This window comes from Paenarthrobacter sp. NPDC089307 (assembly GCF_040685055.1).
Classification (GTDB): Bacteria; Actinomycetota; Actinomycetes; order Actinomycetales; family Micrococcaceae; genus Arthrobacter.
Window position 1 is genome coordinate 489,015 of sequence record NZ_JBFBHE010000003.1, and the last position, 20,455, is coordinate 509,469.

General features: G+C 61.0%; 17 protein-coding genes and 1 pseudogene. 7 read left to right on the top strand and 11 right to left on the bottom strand.

The features are described from left to right. Position 1: 1 nt before the first annotated feature. The 5 genes from AB0N72_RS09870 to AB0N72_RS09890 all read right to left on the bottom strand — a co-directional run bounded on the left by AB0N72_RS09870 (position 2) and on the right by AB0N72_RS09890 (position 2,919). Positions 2-739 (bottom strand): MBL fold metallo-hydrolase, encoded by a 738-nt coding sequence (locus tag AB0N72_RS09870; protein WP_363932653.1) that lies wholly within the window; start codon positions 737-739, stop codon positions 2-4. Between the two features lie 426 nt (positions 740-1,165). Continuing rightward, positions 1,166-1,717, bottom strand: a complete 552-nt coding sequence (locus AB0N72_RS09875; protein WP_363932466.1) for a dihydrofolate reductase family protein — start codon at positions 1,715-1,717, stop codon at positions 1,166-1,168. An 11-nt stretch (positions 1,718-1,728) separates the two neighbouring features. Then, positions 1,729-2,052 carry a hypothetical protein gene (locus AB0N72_RS09880; RefSeq protein ID WP_363932469.1) on the bottom strand — a complete coding sequence of 108 codons (324 nt, stop codon included), beginning with the start codon at positions 2,050-2,052 and terminating at the stop codon, positions 1,729-1,731. 336 nt (positions 2,053-2,388) lie between these two features. Further along, positions 2,389-2,640, bottom strand: a complete 252-nt coding sequence (locus tag AB0N72_RS09885) for a hypothetical protein (protein ID WP_363932656.1) — start codon at positions 2,638-2,640, stop codon at positions 2,389-2,391. Positions 2,641-2,664: 24 nt separating this feature from the next. Then, on the bottom strand, positions 2,665-2,919 hold the full coding sequence (locus AB0N72_RS09890; protein ID WP_363932470.1) for a hypothetical protein: 255 nt from the start codon (positions 2,917-2,919) through the stop codon (positions 2,665-2,667). Positions 2,920-3,797: 878 nt separating this feature from the next. Between AB0N72_RS09890 and AB0N72_RS09895 the strand changes: the two genes are divergently transcribed. Together AB0N72_RS09895 and AB0N72_RS09900 are read left to right on the top strand one after the other, a co-directional pair. Further along, on the top strand, positions 3,798-6,629 hold the full coding sequence (locus tag AB0N72_RS09895) for a hypothetical protein (RefSeq protein WP_363932472.1): 2,832 nt from the start codon (positions 3,798-3,800) through the stop codon (positions 6,627-6,629). After that, positions 6,626-12,802, top strand: a complete 6,177-nt coding sequence (locus AB0N72_RS09900; protein ID WP_363932474.1) for an RHS repeat-associated core domain-containing protein — start codon at positions 6,626-6,628, stop codon at positions 12,800-12,802. Before AB0N72_RS09895 ends, AB0N72_RS09900 begins: the two co-directional genes overlap by 4 nt. 128 nt (positions 12,803-12,930) lie before the next feature. On the opposite strand, the gene AB0N72_RS09905 is transcribed toward AB0N72_RS09900, so the two are convergent. The 6 genes from AB0N72_RS09905 to AB0N72_RS09930 form a co-directional block, all read right to left on the bottom strand. Beyond that, a complete protein-coding gene (locus AB0N72_RS09905; RefSeq protein WP_363932476.1) occupies positions 12,931-13,224 on the bottom strand; it encodes a hypothetical protein in 294 nt (97 codons plus the stop codon). A 66-nt stretch (positions 13,225-13,290) separates the two neighbouring features. Further along, a complete protein-coding gene (locus tag AB0N72_RS09910) occupies positions 13,291-13,686 on the bottom strand; it encodes a hypothetical protein (RefSeq protein ID WP_363932477.1) in 396 nt (131 codons plus the stop codon). Positions 13,687-13,831: 145 nt separating this feature from the next. Continuing rightward, positions 13,832-14,167, bottom strand: a complete 336-nt coding sequence (locus tag AB0N72_RS09915; protein WP_363932478.1) for a hypothetical protein — start codon at positions 14,165-14,167, stop codon at positions 13,832-13,834. Positions 14,168-14,331: 164 nt separating this feature from the next. After that, positions 14,332-14,799, bottom strand: a complete 468-nt coding sequence (locus AB0N72_RS09920) for a hypothetical protein (protein WP_363932479.1) — start codon at positions 14,797-14,799, stop codon at positions 14,332-14,334. Positions 14,800-14,804: 5 nt separating this feature from the next. Further along, complete coding sequence (locus AB0N72_RS09925; protein ID WP_364081259.1) at positions 14,805-15,713, bottom strand: nucleotide-binding protein; 909 nt, start codon at positions 15,711-15,713, stop codon at positions 14,805-14,807. 245 nt (positions 15,714-15,958) lie between these two features. After that, positions 15,959-16,489, bottom strand: coding sequence for a hypothetical protein (locus AB0N72_RS09930; protein WP_363932483.1), 531 nt, complete (start codon positions 16,487-16,489; stop codon positions 15,959-15,961). A gap of 209 nt (positions 16,490-16,698) precedes the next feature. On the opposite strand from AB0N72_RS09930, the gene AB0N72_RS09935 reads away from it, so the two are divergent. The 5 genes and pseudogenes from AB0N72_RS09935 (at position 16,699) to AB0N72_RS09955 (ending at position 20,455) form a co-directional block, all read left to right on the top strand. Further along, positions 16,699-17,649: a pentapeptide repeat-containing protein gene (locus AB0N72_RS09935; protein WP_363932486.1), complete on the top strand. Its 951-nt coding sequence runs from the start codon at positions 16,699-16,701 to the stop codon at positions 17,647-17,649. A gap of 208 nt (positions 17,650-17,857) precedes the next feature. Beyond that, entirely contained in the window at positions 17,858-18,274 is a 417-nt protein-coding gene (locus AB0N72_RS09940; protein WP_363932488.1) for a hypothetical protein, read from the top strand. A 194-nt stretch (positions 18,275-18,468) separates the two neighbouring features. Continuing rightward, positions 18,469-19,065 (top strand): recombinase family protein, encoded by a 597-nt coding sequence (locus AB0N72_RS09945; protein ID WP_363932490.1) that lies wholly within the window; start codon positions 18,469-18,471, stop codon positions 19,063-19,065. Positions 19,066-19,072: 7 nt separating this feature from the next. Then, positions 19,073-19,255 (top strand): annotated as a pseudogene (locus AB0N72_RS09950) (helix-turn-helix domain-containing protein); the annotation flags it as partial. A 132-nt stretch (positions 19,256-19,387) separates the two neighbouring features. After that, positions 19,388-20,455, top strand: coding sequence for a Mu transposase C-terminal domain-containing protein (locus tag AB0N72_RS09955; protein WP_363932659.1), 1,068 nt, complete (start codon positions 19,388-19,390; stop codon positions 20,453-20,455).

The following is a 20,455-nucleotide window of genomic DNA, read 5'->3' on the forward strand; positions in this document are numbered from 1 at the left end:
CTCAGGCCGGGCCGTTTGCCCTGGCGATGGCTACTGCCTCCTCGATGCCCCGGGTCCATGGCTCACCGTGCCCGGGGAGCACCAGCGTTGCCCGGGTTTTCGCGAGCTGTTTGAGCGACGCGAGATTCAGGGCGCTGTCCGCCGTCGCAGCTCCGGCAACTATTCTGGGTCCGGTCCTCTGGGTGTAGGGGTCCAGGGTAACCAGCGCATCGCCACTGAAGAGGATGCCGCGCTCGCGAAGAAAAAGCCCGCAATGGCCACTGGTGTGGCCGGGGGAGAAAATGATTTCCGGGCTCCCGGGAACCGGGAGCGCGCCCGTCCCCGGGAAGTGGCGGATCTCCTCAACCCCCTTAACGTTGAGTGCACCCGCACGGGTCATGGCGGCCATGACAGGTAGTCCTCGCGGATGGGTCAATGCGAAGATGAAGCGGGAACGCTCGTGCTTGTAGCGGTAAGGGTGCTTGGCGATATACGAGTCCTCCGCATGGACCCAGACCGGTGTTCCTAGCTCTTGGTGCAGGCGCCGGGCGAGGCCCAGGTGGTCAAAGTGCGCGTGGGTGAGGACCAGGGCGCGAATATCCTGGAGACTGTGGCCGAGGCTTTTGAGTGAGTCTTCAAGGGGCCCCCACATGGCGGGCAAACCTGAGTCCACCAGGGTGAGTCCGTCGCGGCCCTCCACGACGTAGAAGTTTACGTAAGCGTCGGAGAAGCGATGGACGCCGTCAGCCACCTCGGTCATTGCCACGGATTCTCCCCTTGCCCTTGCCGTCAGTCCAGGCTCATATCCGTACTACCATAAGCATGCTTACTAATTGTGGGCAAGGCTGGCTTGGTGGCGGGATGCTGGTGTTCGGGAAAGAATTCCAAAGAAAGTGATGTAGACCACGACACGTTCTCCTGGGTCGCGCCACTACTAAGTAGTGACAGGCTGCAGAGCGCATTTCGGATGTAGAACAGCAGCCACGGCCTATGAGGACTTGAGACCCCCCTCCTCGGCCGGTCACCGCGCAATAACCCCGGCCGCTGGTTTGTCTGTGGTCCGGAGGTGCGCTCGTCCGCTTACGCGAGCGGACAGTGTGGCCGGCCCGAAAGTAGACCCCCCCTCGGGCCGGTCACACCCCCTCGCGCCTGAGCGCGCCCCGGGTGAGTCCCGCCGTCGGGCCCTTCAGTCCTTGCGCAAGCTGTAGGTGCTGACCACGTTGCCTTTGCCGGTGGCGTACTGATCCTCCAGGACCAGCCGGTGCAGGGGATCGCCGTCCTCGAAGAGCCGTCGGCCGGTTCCGGCGATCACGGGGTGGGTCATCAGTGTCAGCTCATCCAGGATGCCCGCAAACAGAAGTTGACGGACCACCGAGATGCTGCCGCACACGGCGATTTCGCCGCCGTCGCGGTTCTTGAGATCAGTGATGAAGTCTTCCAGCGGGCCGTTGACCAGGTGCGAGTTCTCCCACTCCAGGGGCTCCGTCAGGGTCCGGGAGGCGACGAATTTCTCGACGGGATTAATGAAGGCGGCAAAATCATCGTCCTGGGTGGCGTTAGGCCAGTAACCCGCCCACTCCTGATAGCTGACGCGGCCAAGCACCACGGTATCCACGGTGTTGATCATCTTGGTTAGGCCCTTGCCCAGGTCCTCGTCGAAGCTGTCGAACTGGAACTTGAACGGATCCTGGACTACGCCATCCACGGAGTGGAACAGTCCGGCGGTTACCTTGCGCATGGGTTCTCCTTCTAGGCTGCGGCCGTAGCCAGGCGACGACGGGACGGCAGTTCGGTCACGTTGCTCGCCTCGGCGTTCAGGCGGATGGGGACTTCATAGAGCTCTGCGTAGACCTGCAGTTCACCCAGGGCGTCGGTGTCAACGGTGGCTTCGGAAAGGTCCATCTCGACGTTCAGGCCGCCACCAAGGCTCTTGGTGCGCTGCACCACCGGGTAGAGACCCTGGAGGCTCGAGGTGGTGACGCGGCCGGTTGCTGCAATCTGGATCTGTTCACCGTCAACGTCGACTCGAACAACTACGGAGAGCTTCTCGGTGGTCAATGTGTTGCCTTTCATCAGGTTGCTGCCACGCTGCAGCGTCCCCCAGCGTATGTGCCAGGTGTGACCTGCGCAACATTACAACGGCGGGGCTGGCGCTGGCGCGGTTCGGCGTCGCGGACCTGTTTAGCGGGATGAACGAGTCAAACGGCCACCAGCCGGGCCACGGTGGGCGAGGCATGGATGTGTGTTTATGAACGCGAACGCCAATGTGCCGGAAGGACGGGATTTGGTCAGTCCTCGACGCTCCTGAATGAGTGCTCAAAGCCATCTGCGCGCCATGGTGCAACCTTGGGGCTGTCCCTTGACTGAAATCGCTAAAGGGGGGAGCGTGCCACCAACAGTGTCCAAATTTCAAGGAAGTGGGACTGCAACTGCGTAGCGTTTAGGGCAGTTCACCGGGTTTTTGCTGCGGGTGGGTCTTACGGGGAATCGGGTAGATGGTTCCTCGGCCTGCGAGGAACCGTGTGAGTGTGTGGGTTGTGTCCACAGCGAGAACGGTCTGGGATGACTCCAAACAGCCGGGTGCTGAGCCTTGCCGTGGCCCGACCCGACTTTGTTCCGAAGTTCACTCAGGTTCTGCACCAGTGACATCTGGTTGGCGATGAGTCTTTTGAGTACTCCGTCTGTCTAACCGAGCGGCTTGTCGACGCTTTGGTCAGTGAGATGCGGGCGTAGGAACTTCCACCAGTCGCTTAACTCCGGGGTAGATTTCGTGGGCGTGACACCTAGTTTCGTTGGGAGTTCCTTGAAGGTCGCTTCAACGAGGGCTTGATAACTCTTGAGGCGATCTTTCCTGAAGCTTGGCATCGCTGCATCATCTTCGTCCGCGATCCACGTGTTGATTTTGTCGAAGGCGCCGGTTTGCTTTCGATCAATAAGCACGCCTAGGGCGATGTCGTGGCCACGGTGCGCATCGGGGGGGAGGGGTGCTCGCAATGACGTTGGAGATGCCGAAGTCTGCATCCCTGCCAGCAGCTCATCGGTTTGAGCCTCTGCAATCTCCGCCTGGATGGCCCTTAAATCGTTCCTTTAAGCGCGCCGACCGGAATGGTCGGCCATACCCGGTGAGGTGGTGAGCGGTGCCTTCAGGCTTTCTTCGGGAGCGCTGCCCTGCTGCCCGGGTGGGGATGGGTGCTTGGCACCAACGAGCGGCTCAAATCTCTGGAAATCACGCTGTCTCAGGTCTGAGTGGGCCTGAGGCTCCGTGCTGAACCCAGAGCTTCTCCGAACTCTCTGGCAAGACGAGAGTCCTTCGAAGTGACCATGCGCGGTTGCGGACCTATTTGACGCGGACGGAGGCAGTGAACGTCCTTTTCTGTTGGTTGTGCTAGATGTCCTTGGCAGCGTCCGCCACAGGGGAGTGGGCGCTCGAATGTTGGGGTTGGCTTGAGCACGTTGGAGAACGTGAGGGGCGCTCAGGGCACGTGAAGAAGAGCGGGCAGCGTATGTCTGTGGGAGATGGGGGTATCTCTTCCTTCTGAGGGCTTGTCCTGCCCGAGCTTTTGTTACGTCAAAATGACGCATTATCGCGTCTGGAAAATTGCCGCTTTGACTGCTTACGAAACCTTCACGGGTTGCATTCGATCGAGAAGAGGCAACGAAGGCGCATATCATAAGGCACCTTTCTGTGTGTTGACTGGATTTCTCTTGGTGAAACCCTTAGCTGCGGTTTAGTCTGCTCTTGCCAGTCGAATTTGGGGGTTTCGAGACTGCTCCATCTCCCTCTGTCGAGTTCTGTTACTCCAGAAGGAGTCCCGTTAGTGCGCAAGTCCTCTGCCCTGCTTCGCCGTGCCTGCGTGCCGGTGATTAGCTTTGGCCTTCTGACCTTGGGTTTGTCTGTTCCGGTAGCCCACGCGGACACGGAACCTCCTGCCGCCCCGGTTCAGGAGGCGAAATCTGAGTCTGCAGCTGTTACCGAGGCCGCCGAAACGTCCAAGGATGTCGTGGTGGATGCTGCCACGACCCCAACGGATATGACGGTCGCGCACCCGGATGGCACGTTGACGACCACGATGAGCACGGAACCGGTTCGCATGCAGACCAGCGCGGGCTGGTCTGACATTTCCACGGATCTGGTTCGTACGACGGTGGACGGGGTCAGTGTCCTCAAACCTGAGAACGTGCCGGTGGACATCACTGTGGGCACGGGTGGCACGGACAAGATCGCCAGCCTGAATGACAAGAACGGTCACTCCGTTACGCAGTCCTGGCCGTTCGGGACATTGCCCGAACCTGTCGTTGAGGGCAACTCCGCGACGTTCAGGCAGGTCCTGCCGGGCGTGGATTTGATCCAGCTCGCACACAAGACCGGCATCTCCCAGGTATTGAAGATCGAGTCCGCTGAGGCTGCAAAGGATCCGCGGGTTGCTCAGATGCGGATTTTCCTTGATTCGCAGAACACCGTCGTGGAACAGAACGCCGAGGGGGAGCTGACCGCTAAGGGCACTGACTCCGGGGTAGTGGAGCTGAGCAACAGCGGCGGCACATGGTGGGACTCCTCAGCGCAGGGAGCTACCGCGACGAACCCCGGCGGGCAGGGCATCGCACGACCGTTCAGTCTGAGTCTGGGTACCGAGGACGGGAAGCAGTCCCAGGTCTTCGGCATGGATGAGATCCTCGATACCGCTGACCTGACATTCCCGCTGTACGTGGACCCGGACTGGCACGCGACCAGGACCAACTACGTCTTTGTTGACTCGGCCTACCCCGGCACGTCTTACTGGAACGGTTACCTGACCAACGGCGAAGGCAACGTCGGGTACCTGCCCAACTACTGGGCACCCGATGGTGTCAGCCACCTGGCGCGTACGTATTTCCAGTTCAACACCTCCTTCCTGGTAGGCCGCGACATCCTCGCCGCACGGTTGGGCACGGTCGAGACATGGTCTTCGTCCTGCACCCCGACCAACGTCGCGTCGTGGATCACGGGTGATATCGGACCGGCGACGAACTGGAATGTGCAGCCGGGCCTGATCATGCGCACCGACATGGGTGCTGTCGCGAAGGGCTACAACGCTTCGTGCCCTGCCGGGACGGTGGGTTTTGACCTGATGGCCGCCAAATCGATCCTGTTGAACAAGTCGGTCTGGAACATCATGCTCGCCGCCGGCAACGAGTCGGATCCTTTGGGGTGGAAGAAGTTCCAGAACAGCGCCACCCTGACTGTCACGCATAACCTTCCCCCGAACACCCCCGTGATCGGCACGATCACCGGCGGCAAATGGGCTGGTACGCCGTGGGACTACGCACACGGCGCTTATTTCGTCACGCGCAACTCCCGCCCGGTTTTCCGGGTTTCCGACAGTGACCCGGACGGGGCCGAGGGTGGACCCACGTCGGTGTACATGGAGGTTTACACCGCAGCCGGCGGCCTGGTCAGTGGCAGCGGCCCGATTTCGGGAGCAGCTGCCGGTGACGTGTACGACTGGCAGATCCCGTCGAATCTTGCCAATGGAAAGTACTATCTGCAGTCCCAGTCCAAAGACTCATGGAACGCGTATTCGGGAACCATGAGGTTTGACTTCGAGGTTGATACGACCCCGCCGGCTGCCCCGGCGATTACGGAAACATCGGCGAAGTTGACCACAGGTGCTACCCACGCGGACAACGATGGTGTCATCGGTGAGACCATCTATGACTTCCACTTGCAGCTCCCGGCAGGGTCTGATCCGGCAGAAGGTTTCGTCTTCTCCATCACCTCCGGTTCGTGGGGGGCATCTTCTTATCCGCAGAGTATCCGTTGCGGGGATCCGCGCATCCAGGAATACGTGGCGGTTTGCCCGGCCGGGGGGATGAGCGCCGATATCCGGATTGCCGCGTTGGATGACACCACGGTCTTGACGGTGTGGGCTTTCGACAGTGCCGGGAACGTCAGCAGCGTCCCGCTGCACAACGCCACAGGCGTCTCCTACGCCTTTACCGTTGGGGCTGGCTCTGTCCGTCCGACGGCGTTGGCGCCTTTGACGTTGAACGGCCAAACCGCATGGGCGACGCCCCAAGACGGGTCGGCGAACACCTGTGACCAGTTCCCGTTCGGTGACAACTCGCTCTATGGGGCGCCGCAGATGCTGACCTTCCCGAACGGCACCTCGACGGCGCAAACAGCCGGTCAGGCGATTGACCCGTCCAATAGTTTCAGCGTCGCGGGCTGGTTCTGTCCCACCTCGGCCACGGGCACCACTGTGCAGGACTTGATTGTCCAGTGGGCCAGTACCGGGCCGGCGGCGGCGTTGCGGGCACGCACGGACGGGAAACCTGAGCTGGTGGCCTGGGCGAGTGTCAGTGGCACTGAGTCCGTTGTTGGGCAGGGCCTCGATTCGGGGCAGTGGGCCTATGTTTCTGCGATCTACGACGAGATCAACGCCCAGCTGCGGATCACCAAGACCACCACCGACAGCACCGGCACGTGGGTTAGGGCAGCGTCCCCGGTCTCCCATAAAACTGCTGGCCCGAGTGACCCGGTCAAACTCGGTGGCAGCTTCATCGGCAACATTTACAAACCCATGCTGACCCAGGGCGTCCTGAAACCAGGCACGTTCAGGGACGCAAACCTGTACTCCTTCACGAGCACTTCGAAAGGCCTGCTGAAGTGAAAATCTTCTCTTCGTTGACCCGCTCCAAAACACGGGCCACCATCACTGGTGTCGTTTCTGCCGCGGTCATCGCCTCCGGCGCCGGCTTCGTGTACGTCACGGCCCCGTGGGAGTCCCCGGACCACATCAACACGGTAAAACCCGTCCCTGTGAAGGAATGGGTCCCGGGCTCGGACACGGCCGGTGAGCACCAGATCGTGGATAATCCCGAAGCCAACGGAACAGGCAAAACAATCCAGGGCACCGGCACCGGTGTTGCGCCCACGGTTGATCCCTCCCTGTTCCCGGCGGACGTTTCCGGGCAGGCCGGGACACGTTCGGTGCCTGTGAAGCCTATTGCCCTGGCCCCCGCCGCTGTGCCTATGGATGCTGTTGCGGGCAACAACGACAAGGGTTCTGGTGACTTCACCGCTCTTCCCGGTGCGTCTTCCGGGTCCTGGGGGGCGGGTGGGCAGACCGGGTCATTCACGTGGAGCTACCCCTTCTCGCTGCGTGAAGCCCCCGCAGGTGCGACCCCTGCGCTGGGGATCTCCTATGACTCCTCCCGCGTTGATGGTCAGACAAGCTCCACGAACAACCAAACCTCCCCGGTAGGGGATGGGTGGGCCCTGACCGGTGGCGGCCAGATTACCCAGAAATTCGGCTCCTGCATGGACCAGGGCGTCGCGAACTCCTACGACCTGTGTGGAAACCCGGGTGGGCAGCAGTTCACTATTTCCTTCGGCAGCCGTTCGGGCGTGATCATCCGTGACGCCACCACTGGTGTGTACAAGCTGCAAAACGATGACAACACCAAACTCGAGTACCTCCCCGGCGCCGCCAACGGCACCTTCGATGGCGGGTACTGGAGACTCACCGACACCAACGGCACCCAGTACTGGTTCGGCGTGAACCGCATCCCCGGCTGGTCAGCCGGCAAGGACAATTACTCGACTGACATCGTCCCCGTCTACGGTCTCCAGGGCCAGCCCTGCTACAACAGCGCCGGATTCAGCAGTTCGGTCTGCATGCAGGCCTACGCCTGGAACCTGGACTACGTCGTGGACTTGAACGGCAACTCCCAGGGCTTCTTCTACACCCAGGACACAAATTTCTATAAATCCCAGGCCGGAACTGGGCCGCTGAGGGCGTACCACCGTGCCAGCCGCCTGGCCCGCGTTGACTACGGCATGCGTGCCGGCACTGAGCTGTCCACGCAGGCGCCGATCCATGTGAATTTCGGCTACACCGGCCGCTGCCAAGGCGTCACCGGCTGCCCCACACCCAACGGCGACGTCCCGGCGGAATTCCTCTGCGCCTCCTCCGGCACTTGCAACACCTATTCCCCAACGTTCTTTACCTTCTACCGTTTGCAAACGGTGATCAGCCAGTCCCTGTCGGTCAACCCGGCCGGTTATGGCAACACGGACTTCTGGACCTTCTTCCACGCCATGCCGGACCCGGGTGATGGCACCAAACCCGCTCTCTGGCTCGGCTCGGTGATCCACCAAGGCTCCAACGAAACTTCCTCCACGGGTGGCTGGATTACCGACCCTGCCATTGAATTCTCCGGCCAGACCTTGCACAACCGCGTCTGGGCCGTCGATGGGCTGGCACCCTTTGACCGGTACCGTCTCTCGACAATCAAAACCGCCACCGGGGCCAGTATCCAGGTCACCTACAAGGCAGCCGAGTGCTCCCAAACCAACCTCCCGGCCGCAGCGGAAACCAACGACAAACGCTGCTACCCGCAACGCTGGACCCCCACCACACCCATCGCGCAAAAACCCCGGATCGACCACTTCAACATCTACCCGGTGGAAAAGGTCGTCAGCAAGGCAGGCCCCGGCAGTGAAGGCAGCGTCGACACGGTCACCTCCTACACCTATGTCGGCACCCCGGCATGGAAGTACGCGGCACCGAAGTATGTGTCCGGCACTGCAGGGCAGAACATCACTTGGTCCTCCCTCGCCGGCTGGTCACAGGTGAAGACCACGGTAGGGACGGCAGCGTCCAACCCCACTACGGTCGCCACGTACCTGCGAGGACTGAACGGTACCCCGTCCAACACCACCGGTGGGCTCCGCACGGACTCGGTCACACTTTCGGACAACAACACGGTGATCCCGGACTCGATCTGGTTCGCCGGACGGGAAGTGGAGAAGCAAAGCTACGCCGGCGAGACCGGGGCGCTGCTGGGGACAACCATCACCGTTCCGTGGAACTCAGCACCCACCGCAACCGGAAGTGTTGCCACCGGTGCTGCTGAAGCACGCCACATTGGTACGGCGTCAGTGACAAAGAAGATCACGACGAGCAAGTCCGCATCCATGAGAGTCTCCCAGACAAGCATGGCCTATGACGCTTACGGTCGGACGATCAGGACCTCCACCCTCGGTGAAATCGGCGTTGCGGACGATGACAGCTGTGTTGTTACCGCTTATGCGGACAACCCCGGCCTGAACATTCTGTCCCTGCCGGCAACGGTGAGTACCTACGCCGGCGAATGCACCGGCACAGGGCCCAACGGCAACCTCCTCAAGGCCTCCCGGACCCTCTACGACGCCTCAACCTCGGCGATCCCCGGATCGGCTGGCTACACGGCCCCGAGCAAGGGAAACACCGCCCGTTCCGACACAGCCACCGCCGTCTCCGGCACGGCCGTAACGACCTGGGCCCAGGGCCCGACACTGACGGTCGATGCGCTCGGTCGGGTCGTCAAGTCCAGCGATACCAGCACGGGCACCGCCCGGGACACGACCACGAGCTATGCACCGGCCAGTGGTCTTGCTACTACTGTCACGGTGACGAACCCGGTGGGATGGGTTTCTACGACCACGCTCGATTCGATGCGTGGGCAGCCTTTGACCAAGACCGACCCGAACGGGAAGGTCACCTCTTACCGGTATGACAATGCAGGACGAGTGACCGGCCAGTGGGATCCCATGCGGCCGGCGGCTACCAATGGGACCCCGACCGTGGAGACCAGCTACTCCATGTCCTCAACCAACCCGTCGTGGGTGAAGACCGTCACGATCGCCGGCAACGGGGTACCTGTTACGTCCTACACCATCTATGACGGGCTCGGACGCGTCCGCCAAACCCAGGACCAGTCACCTACTGGCGCTAAAATCCTCACGGACACCTGGTACGACTCCCGCGGGGCGAAGAGCACCGTCAACAACAAGTACTTCACCTCCGGCGCCCCGGACGGGGTCCTCGTGATCCCGCAGCTCGCGGTGCCGTCGTCAACACAGTACGAATACGACGCAGCGGGCAGGTCCACCAAGGTCCGGGCCATGACCGGGGACACCCAGGAACTCTGGGCCACGCAGATCAGCTACACGGGCATGGACACCACCACGGTGACAGGCCCGGGCAGCGAGGCTGCGGTCACCACGATCGTGAACCTGGACGGCAACACCGAACAGCGGTCGCTGTTCCACGGAACGACTGCCACAGGTGCTGCTGATACCTCCACCTATATTTATGACCGCTTCGGTCAGCTGACAAGGATGGGGGACGGCACCAACCTCTGGAGCTGGACGTACGACGCCGCTGGCCGGGAGCTGAGCGCCACCGACCCTGATTCAGGCACCAGCACTACGGTCTATGACGCCTCCGGCCGGATTGCATCCGGCACGGATGCCATGGGCACCGTCACGGGGTACGTTTATGACACCTTGGACCGGACCACGGCAAAGACGGTGACGGTTTCCGGTGGGGTCGCAAAGACCTTGGAAACCCACACCTATGACCAGGAAGTCAAGGGGCAGCCGAGCAGCAGCACCAGGAACAACGGCGCCGCCTACGACCAGCCCGTCACGACCGCGTTCAGCGGCTACAACAACGCATACCAGCCATCCACGACAACGACCACCCTCCCGGCAGGGCTGACCGGGTTCGCCGGTTCCTACACCACGACCCGGTCCTACTCGACCTCGGGCAAGCTGAAGAGCGCGGCCAGCCCCGCCATCGGCGGGTTGCCGGCCGAAGAGGTCAGGTACGGTTATGACGAGCTTGAGAACCCGTCCTCGACGTGGAACACCACCGGGGACCAGTTCGGCGGCACCGCCCAGTACGACAACCTCGGGTTCCTGACCACCTTCCTGCAGTCCGACGCCTATGCCGGTGACGGTTCCAGCACCTCGAACACCACCGGTACGAACAACGTCTACTTCGGCTGGGATGCGGCAACGGGCCGGTTGAACGGCCAATGGACGACGAACAACACCCGCGGCACGATCTCGGACCTGGGCAAAACCACCTACACCTACAGCGCCTCGGGCAAGCTCACCGCACGGGAACTGACGTTCAGCAGCCGCCCGGGTGTGGCCTCGGACTACCAGTGCTACGACTACGACTACGCCTCACGCCTGGAAGCCGTGTGGACGCCCGTGTCCAAGTCCTGCGCCACGGTTCCGACCACGGCCTCGACGACGGTGGCTGGTCTGGGTGGCCCTGCAGCGTACGCGCAAACCTATGGCTACACCACTGCCGGTGACCGGTCACAGGTCAAACGCTTCGACGCCACGGGGGCGTTGGCTGTCACCGAACAGTACAACTACTCCGCGCCCGGCACCGCTGGCCCGCACCAGGTTAAGTCGATCGTCTCGACCCCCGGAACCGGGGGAGCGGCAACGACCCAGACCTTCACCTGGGACGCCGCCGGCAAGATGACAGGCCGGGCAGGCCAAACCCTGACCTACACACCCGACGACAAGCTGGCTACCACGACAGGGACCAGCACCGTGCCGGCGAACCCGAACCCGGGCGCAGCAAACGGAACCCCGGCCGGCCCCACCACCGGGGCAGGCAGCCTCGGGACCAGGTTCTACGACGGGGAAGGCAGCCTCGTCGGTATCGTCGACGGGACCGGAACCACCGTCACCCTCGGCTCTGTCACGGCGCACTCCACCCCCGGTGGCGTGAAAACAGCGACCTGCACCTACGGCTTCGCAGGTAAGACGGTCGCCCAGCGCACAGCCGCCGCAGGCGTGGTCAAGCTGTCCTTCATTATCGGGGATGCCGTCAACACGGCACAGACCATGACCCAGCCGACTGTCGGCGCCGGTCCCATTACCGCCGTTCAGCGATACACCGACCCCTACGGTCTCGCACGCAGCGCGAACCTCACCGGCACCGGCAACAACACCTACACCGCCGCCGGAGCAGGAACAGCAGGAGTCGGCTCCAACGCCGCGAACCCGAACGGGTTCAGTGCAGCCAACGGCTTCATCGCAGGACTCGATGACACCGTCAGCTCGTTGACCCACCTCGGTGCCCGCGACATGGACGCTGTCACCGGTGCGTTCACCACCCCCGACCCGGTACTGCACACAGACCAGAGCGAGGGATTCACCCCCTACTCCTACTCATGGGGCGACCCCATCAACCGCTCCGACCCCTCCGGACTCGATCCCGGCGCCGACCTCCTCTTGTGGGGTGGGTTTGCACTTGCCGCGGCTATTAGTGCGGCGCTACCGACTATCAAGTGGCCCACGTTCACGCTGCCCACAATCCGAATGCCTTGGGACCACTCGGCTGATTCCTCAGCGTCCAGTGCTCCCGCGCCAGCTCCGGCGACTGTGGGTTCCTTCGATTACTCGAACTATGGGCGCGCGGGAGGTTCCACGGTCTCCCGCCCCGCCGTCCAACCAATTGCTGGGGGAATCGGCGGAGGGTACGTGGCATCCTCCCTCGGAGGCACCAGGTTTACGACCCCGGCCCTTCGGCCAGGGGGCACCACCTTCACCTCGCCAGGGGTTCGCCAAGGCGGCCAATCCACAGGAGACACCCGGGGAGTGGACACAGGCGCAGCCCTGGCTGCGGCAAACGCCGTCATGCACGCCGCCAGCGTGGCGGCAACCCAGAAAATTGCCCTGGAAGCCCAAGGGCGAAACGCTCTCGGGCAGTTCACTACAGGCGAGTCCGCCGACACAGCACGGGGCCGGGAGACTCACAATAACTATGAGGCAGCGCTAGGCCCTGCCTACAAGTACAACAGGCAGATCCCGGGTACAAAGCTCCGTCCTGACGCCATTGACTGGACGAATAGGATAGTTAGGGAGCTCAAACCAGATACGGCGTCGACACTTGCAAAGGGGCGAACGCAGTTGGAGAAGTACAAACAGGCGTTGGAGGAATTTACGAAACTCCCCTGGACTTCTTACCTGGACGTTTACAAGAAATGACTCCGGCCGAGTTTCGCAAGCTGGTTCGAAGCATATTGGCGGAGTCAGGGTGTTCCAGACATGGTTCTAGCTGGGTGCTGATGGGACCTAGTGTCTCTTGGGTTTACACTCTGGAACTTCGTCAAGGGTCAAGGTTTTCTTTGATCTGCGGCGTTGACATACATGCACTCCGAGGGGATGAGCTTCCAAAGAGCGCGAACCAGTGCTTGATGGTTTTTGACGCTGAAGGCCTTTCCGCGGCCGTTGACGGACTTCAGGTACGCCGGGCGTTCAGCTTGGATTATCAGATGGACAATCAAACTCGCGAGCTTGAAGTTGGGCGGGTACTGGGCGCCATCTTGGAGTATTCGCGGGAAAAACTGACGATCGATGACCTTCGCGCGGGCTTTTTGGGCGGAGATCTTGTCGACGGATTTGTACACTATCGGGCTCGGGAGGTCCTCGAAGCGAGGACGGACTAAGCAGCCCCTGTCATTGCCGATGCCAGCTCAGCTTAGTTCAGCTGGCATCGGCAACCCGATTAGACCCAAAAAGCGCTCCAGGGTCTCTTCAACGAAGACATCCTCAGGCTCTTCAACCGATTCTTCTGCTATGAACGGAAGAATATCTGCCAGTGCGATGCTTCGCCCTAGGGACTTGTTGACCCATTGCTGGAAGGCTTCTGCTTCCCGGTCTATGTCCACTGGATCGCTGGCTGCGGGATCCTCGAAGTAGTCTCGAGGCTGAAACCCAAGGTAGAACCGACCATTCCCCGAGTATTTTGGATGAAAGTCGACGGCTACGAAGTCGCTGTCGTGAAGCTCAAGGACCAGCGCGGGATCAGAGCCTGCTGCGCGGTCGATGGCACCGAGGTCTGTATAGACGAACCGTCCAAAATTGCCCATGCATTCAATTTAAGTCACGGGCTGATCGACCGTCATCCGCAGGTTGCCCGTTCAACGATGCCCATGTTTGTCCTTTACGGCGAAAGGACAAACCGTATCAAGACATTCAGGCAATGGTGAACAACGGCTCATCAAAGGTCACTACTCATTCTTCGAACGAAATTTGGCTCCAGCCAGCCGCCTCGCGCCAACCATCCCTGCCAAAAGACCACGCCGTGATGAGGTCATGAGCAGCCCGGATGTCAGCGACCACGGTGCCGAAGTGCCGGTCTGGGCCACCGTCACGGAATTCCACTACAAACTCCCCAGCATCGTTGCGGATGGACTGGATATATGTCTGTCGGGTTGTGTCAGCCATGCGCTCGATAACCAGGAATTCCGCACGTCCCTGTTCGATGTCCTCGAGCAGAAAAAACAGTGCGTCCTCGGAAGGATCCTCCCATGTCTCGCGCGACCCGTTCATTGCCTTCAACAGCGCCACCGCAGCTCACCCTTCTCTTATCTCGGGTAGTGTCCCCCTCAGGAAAGTGTACGGGTATCTCGAAATCAGCAGTCACAGGCTTCCTGCGAACTCGCACCTCTCCAACGCTCGGTAGAGGATCCTTCACCGGGCGATGGATAAGCCGACCCTGCCGTGTTTCCGGACTATGCTGCGAACTGTTCACCACAGATCAAACAGAACACGCGTTCTGTGGAAGCTTCGGGGACCTTAAGTGGCTCATTGGGATGGCAGGGGGGCTCGACTATGACCATGTCGTCGGGCTCGATGAGTGGATCCGGTGTCTCGATATCCAGGCTGAAGGATGAGTTCGGCTCAAATTTCATGCCTTTGATGCCCTTGAACGCGTCCGTGAGGGCGTCCTGCATTGCCTGATCGATCGCCCCGCCGGCACTGCCGAAGCCGTACTCAAGCTGCGCCGGCGTCCACCAGGAGTCGAGACCTGCGGGTACACCGCATAGTGGACAAAAGTATTGGGTGGCCGGCTCGGCGTCGTTATCGCCCTCGGCGTGGCTGAACCACTTGAACTCCTTTTCGCAGGTCGGGCACTCGCGGCGCAGGAAGCTGTCACTGTCGAGTGGCAGGCTCACGGGAACTCGGATCTCTTCATCCATCGTCATTATCCATTCAGATCGAGGAACACGTCTTGGGTTACCTGCTCGCCGCTGTCGGTACGGGCTGTGATGGAGACGTCGAAGGCGTTGTCCTGTCGCGGACCGCCCATCATGCGCCCCGTGTTGAAGACGTCCACGGTGACAGAGCGGCCACCACCCGGGATCTTCGCGATGGGACCGACATCGGTCGAGCGCAGATCAAGGGCTGCGTTCTCAGGCACGGTCACGGCGACGTCGTAGGCGGTCTCTGTTCCTCGGTTAATCACCTGAAGCTTGTCGATACGGTTGCCGCCTTTATTGAAGTACTTGAGGTCGAAGTCGATGACCTTCCTCGCCGAAGCGCTGCTCGGCAAGCGACGCCCGAGTGGGAGACCGTCGCCTGGCGGAGGGGGCGCGGTGAAGTCGCCCGTGGTATGCCAGTCCGTACCGTTAAGGTCGACAGCGCAGCCTGCCGTTCGGAGCCGATTCGCCAGCGCCTGACGACTCTCTGGAGCATTTGAGAGTCGGATCGCGTGGCGTCCAGCAACATCACTGAACGGACGGACTTCGCCTACTTCCACAAGCACGGTTCGTCTGGCGTCCCGCCCCAGCGCCATGCCAGCTTCGAACAGCACGTTGGGGCGGGCCTGCGGTGCGGGATGTGTTTCCTGGTCGTTTTCGCCGTGACCGTAGCGGGGCAGTAAGTATGCCACCTCGTCGGGTGTCATAAGGACAACGACAGCAGTCGCATGATCGAAGGCCGCATCGAGCACCTGCCCGATGTAGGGCGAGCCCTCGCCGGTAAGTTCAACGGCAGTTGTCCACTCCATCGGTGCCAAGTTAATGCTGCGCAGGAAGTCAAACATCGACTTGCGGAGCGGCTCATTGCGTCCGTGTACGACAAAGACGGAGCGACTGTCACTCGGGCTGTTCAATGAGGTTCTCCTCGTGAGTATCCGGCTCACCCTCGGTGGGAGGAGCTTCACCACTCACGATAGACGGTGCCCCCGACAAAACGCCCGTAAGCCGGTCCCACACCGTACGCTCACGGCCGTGGAAACGACTCAAGTGGCACGGGCAGTGTTCATGTGCGTTTGCCCCGCACGATGAAAATGTACGCGAGGGTGCCCTATACGTTCAGCTGAACACCGAGGTAAGCCGAGGAAAGTTCGGTACAGGTTCATCCGTTTTGGACGCGCCCGTGAAGGTCATCTTCTTCCTTGCGCCATTGTGCGAAATGCGGCAGCCTTATGGGCTGCCGTCGTTCTTGAACTTGCCAAGCACCCAAACTGTGGAGGGCGTGTTCGATGTACGTGTGGGCAAGGTCCCACCAGTATCTGTCAAAGGGACGCATGGGCCTGCTTTCGGCCTCGGGATCCACGGCAATTGCGGCCGGGGGGCCGAAGCAGTTTGCAAGAGCCTGGCGGACACTGATGCGCAGGTGCTTGGCCCCTGGGGGCAGTGTCGGCTCCCAACGTTGGTATTCCCCTTCGAAAGCACGCATGACGTCACCAATCTCAGAAGGAGAGGGAAGTCGCGTATCTGCATGTTCGAGCAGGAGACGTACAGGTTGCAGCGCCTCAATCGCCTTATCGACAGCACGAACCTGCGCGTCCTGGGACAGTCGGCGTCGCTGATGCAGCTCACCACGGACCAGTGCAACGGTCGACAGGAGAACAGCTGCAACAGCTACCCAGAATTCCGGATCCATGGTGAGACTGTACTTGCTGGGCCTAGGGATCTGCGCGTCTAAAGGCCGATGCGTTTTGATGGTCGGCCCTTCCAGTCAAACTCTCAAACCGCTGTTGCATCAAAGGATCCTTTGATAAGAATGGCGGACCTTACTGCCGCTGTCCCAGGGCCGGTCTTCAAATATCGGACGAGGGGACGGGCAGGAATACGCTTGTTTATACAATGACTATGAAAGCATTTCAACAACGCTGGAAAACAGCAGACGGCCGCGCTTTGGCGGGGGAGGTTCTCCGGTTCCTTCATGGCACACGGAACGATATGCCTACAGGTGTTGGCGAGCACGGTGGGCGGCATGACCTGAGAGGCTTGGCACTGCCCGCGCCCGCGTTCGGGCCGGCTGTGGTCTCCGGTGGTAACACTGCGACTTTTATGTCCGGCTTGCACGAATTTCGTGAAGTTCGCTGGCAGGATCTCGACCTGAGCTACGCCGTATTATCCAGTCTTCGTTTCTTCGGCTCAGTGATCACCGGCTGTCTTTTTGACAAGGCGATTTGTGTTGACTGGCGGCTGTGGGATAGCGAAGTCACGGATAGCTCGTTTGCCAAAGCCGGGCTGCGCGACGCAGCGCTGGGGACCTGGTACGAAGGGGGTACGGGCAATGCATGGCGGAACATCAATTTTGACGGGGCAGACCTGCGGGGGTTACTAGCGTCTGGATGTTTGATGGAGCGCTGCTCCTTCAAGGGCACCAAGTTGAAAGGTGCTGAGTTTCTTCAGGCGACAATTCGGTATGGTCAGTTCACCGGCGTGCTCCAGGATGTTCTCTTTGACGGGCGGCAGATCCCGGGGCATGCCGAACCCGGTGTCTTTCTGGACACGGACTTCAGCGGTGCTACTTTCCGTGAGGTTGAGTTCCGCGGGTGCCATTTCCAGGGCGTCAAGCTGCCGGAAGGTATCGATCTCATCCCCGATTTCCCGAGGGTTGCACGGCGTGTACTTGAACTGCTGGGGAATGATGAGTCCGTGGAAGCTCGTGTGGTCAGGGCCGTGTTCGGCCTCTCATTGAAGTCACCCGGTGATGATACGTCCGTGGGGATATTCAACCGAGCCGACTATTTCAGTTGGGGCGGTGAGCCACTTGCAGACCTTGCTGAGAGACTAATCCGCCAAGCGCGTTAGGGAGCATACACCGAATGGTGCGAGCGTACGGTGCTTTGTGGCGCCTTTTCTGACCTGGCCATTTGCGGGACCGGCGCCCGTAAGCCGGTGGTGTCCGGTCGTCCAAGCCCCATTAGGGGCTCGCTATACGTGTGCTCTGTTTTGCACCCAGCGTTACAGTTGACCGGGCCACGCCATTCACCGGACATGGCAGGTAGGGAGGTCGACGTTGGGAACGTACTTTGAGCACGAAGTTCTTAGGGGCTTCTACCTGGAAGACAGCTGGGTATTGGACATCAATGCAAGCCGAGGACAGCTTGTCATCACCGCGGAGTTCGTACTGACCGAGGAACACCCCTCTTACACCCCGGCACACCCCGGAGAGCAATACTGCTACCGCAAGGGCGTGCTCGTGTTCGACGGTGTAACTGATTTGACCTGGACGGGACAGCTCAGCTCCCGGCCTTCGCGTGACCCTGGCGGGTCAGTTGACTATGGCAATATCGACTCCCTCATCATCGAGGGAGACCACTACACCGTTGAAGGGGACCTCGGTAAAATCGATCTCCACGCTGCATCAATCCGCGTGGCACTGGTATCGGACGGCACGATCCTCACTTCGCACGGCGCTGCTGCTGACCTCTAACCCGCGTTAATCGAAATGGCACAGTTTTAATGAACCGTCTTGGAAATCTACAGGTTTCCGAGACACCCGCCCGGCGTCGAAATTGTCAGTGAATCGCCGCGCCGTTTCGATCAGGTTAATGTCTTGGAAAGTCGTCTCGATGAATACCGTCTTAGCCAAGTGCTTTCACGGACTTTCTGAGGCACAATGGCCAAGTGAGGCATCTTGGGTATACGCGCGTGAGCACTTCGAGTCAGGATGCTCAGCTGCAGCTCGATGCATTGGTCGCTGCCGGAGTCCAGAAGCGCGATGTTTTCGCCGATGTCACATCCGGGAGCAAGTCCGCCACCGAGCGGCCCGGGATGAAGAAACTGCTCGCCTACGCAGAGGAAGGCGATACCGTCGTGGTGTGGCGGGTGGACCGCTTGGGTCGGTCACTGATTGATGTCCTCAACACGGTGAACCTGCTCCGGGAACGTGGGATCCATGTGCGGTCCATTTCTGATGGAATCGATCCGGCGACTTCGACGGGTCGATTGATGCTGAACATGCTGGCCACCCTTGCCGAGTACGAACGTGAGCTGATCGTTGAGCGGGTCAACGCCGGCATCCTGGCTGCAAGGCAGAAGGGCACGCGCTTCGGCAGACCAGCCTCCGATCCGATCGTCATTGCAGACAAACTCGCCGTCGTCCAAGATGCGAGGGCCAAGGGGCGCACGGCCGAGGACGCGGCGCGTCTGGTGGGCTGGAGCCGCGCGACCTTGTATCGGCATCAGCAGGCCCTAGCCGCCCGTAAGAGTACGGGCACGTAGGCGCACGGTGAACGGCGATGAACGCTGGAAGATCCTACGACTTCACGTCGAGGACCAGGTTCCACTCGCCGTTCTCGCCCGTGACACGGGGATCAGCGCCCGGACGCTCCAACGCTGGCACCAGCTTTACAAGGCTGGTGGCCTCCAGGCACTGGACCGAAATAGGCGCTCCGACACAGGCAAGCGGCACACGGACGCGGCTGCTGTGGCGGTCATCGAAAGACTTGCCCTAACGAAGCCCCGACCGAGTCTTGCCACTTTGCACCGCTTGACTGTTTCTGAAGCAGGCCAAAAGGGCTTTCACGCGCCTAGCTACGCCACAGTGCGTGAGATCGTCCAAGCGCTCGACCCGGCCCTGGTAACCCTCGCCCTCGAAGGTCCTGCCTCCTATCGAGACCAGCACGAACTCATCTTCCGTCGCCGCGCCGACCGGCCTAACCAGATCTGGCAAGCCGACCACACCGAACTCGACATCCTCATCACCGGAACGAACGGGAAGCCGGACCGGCCATGGCTAACAACCGTGATGGACGATCATTCCAGAGCCCTGTGCGGGTACATGGTGTTCACCGGCGCACCATCGGCCATGAACACGGCCCTCGCCCTCCGACAGGCCATCTGGCGAAAGAGCGACTCGACCTGGGCGATGTGCGGCATTCCCGACGTTCTGCACGTCGACCATGGCTCTGATTTCACCAGCCACCATCTTGAACGCACGGCGATCGAGCTCCGTATCCGCCTTATCTACTCAACGATTGGCCGACCCCAAGGACGTGGAAAGATTGAACGCTTCTTCGGCACCATCAACACAGAACTCCTCGCCTCACTCCCCGGGCACCTCGGCCATGGAAGCCGGAACCCCCAACCAGCCCTTGATCTTGCCGCCCTCGACCGGGCCATTGGGTCCTTCATCACCACCTACAACGAACGACCCCACCAGGAACTCGGCCGTTCTCCGAGGGACACCTGGATTGCAGACGGCTGGTTACCACGAATGCCCGACAGCCTCGAAGCCCTCGACGGGCTCCTACTCACGGTACCGAAACACCGTAAGGTCCAGCGCGACGGAATCCACTTCCAGGGCCAGCGCTACCTTGCTCCGACTCTGGCGCCCTTCGTCGGACACACGGTCACGATCCGCTATGACCCCCGAGACATCTCCGAAATCCGCGTCTACGACCACAACACCTTCATCTGCGTCGCCATTGACGAAAACCACCCCAACCTCAGGCTCAGCCTCCGCGACATCGAATCCGCCCGCAGAGCCCGCCGACGCGAGCTGCGCCGGACCATCAACGAACGCATACCCACCCACGCACCCCGCGAGGAACCACGACAAAGCACACCAACACCAACCAGACGCCGGCTTCGCACCTATGAAGAGGACTGA